The sequence below is a fragment of the Microbacterium sp. CPCC 204701 genome (assembly GCF_004010105.1).
Classification (GTDB): domain Bacteria; phylum Actinomycetota; class Actinomycetes; order Actinomycetales; family Microbacteriaceae; genus Microbacterium.
On sequence record NZ_RRYE01000634.1, the window covers coordinates 1 to 1,049 of the forward strand.

General features: G+C 73.4%; 1 protein-coding gene. It reads left to right on the plus strand.

Annotated features, from left to right (window positions below; translation table 11 throughout):
- Window positions 1–64: 64 nt before the first annotated feature.
- Window positions 65–1,049: DUF445 domain-containing protein (locus EIO58_RS18485; RefSeq protein WP_164861894.1), on the plus strand; the 985-nt coding region annotated here is incomplete at its 3' end.

Genomic DNA, 1,049 nt, shown 5'->3' on the forward strand with positions numbered 1-1,049 from the left:
CCACCGCTCGGGCAGCTCGACGAGCCGCGGCCCCCGCCGCCCGACCGCGTGCGAGGATGACCGCATGGCGCGAACCCCGACGGCTCTGCTGAGCCCGGCCGACCAGGAGCGGCGCCGCGCCCTGCGCGTCATGAAGGCCGTCGCGCTCGGGGCGCTGCTGGCGATGGCCGCGGTGTTCGTCGTCGCCTTCAGCCTCCAGGAGCAGCTCCCCTGGCTCGCGTACGTGCGGGCGGCGGCCGAGGGCGGAATGGTCGGCGCGCTCGCGGACTGGTTCGCGGTGACGGCGCTGTTCCGGCATCCGCTGGGCATCCCCATCCCGCACACCGCGATCATCCAGAACCGCAAGGACGAGATCGGCCGCAACCTCGGAGAGTTCGTCGAGACCGAGTTCCTGCGCGGCGACGTCGTGCGCACCAAGCTCGAGGCCACGCGGATCGCCGCGCGCCTCGGGGAATGGCTGCGCACTCCCGCCCATGCCGAGCGGGTCGCGGCCGAGGCGTCCGTCATGGCGTCGAACGTGCTGGGCGCCCTGAGCGACGACGACGTGCAGGACGTGATCGAAGATCTCGCACGCGAGCACCTGATCGCCCCCGAGTGGGGGCCGCCCCTCGGCGAGTGGCTCGCGCGGATCGTCGAGTCGGGCGCGCACCACGGCGCCGTCGACATGGCACTCGACACCATCGCAGCGTGGCTCGACGCCAACCACGCCGCGTTCACGGGTCTTGTCTCGCGGCGGCTGCCGTCGTGGCTGCCGTCGGTCGCGCAGCGGCTCGTCGACGACACCGTCTACAACGAGGCCGTGAAGTTCGTCGCCGCCGTGCGGGCCGACACGGCGCACCCGGCGCGGATCGCCGTCGACGGATACCTCGACCGCCTCGCCGACAACCTGCAACACGATCCCGCGACCATCGGGCGGTTCGAGGACGCCAAGCACGCGGTGTTCGACAGCCCTCGCGTGCGCGAGCTCGCCGCGACCGCGTGGAACACGGCCAAGTCCGGGCTGCTGCGCTCGCTCGCCGACCCCGACAGCGGCCTGCGCCGGCGCGGCG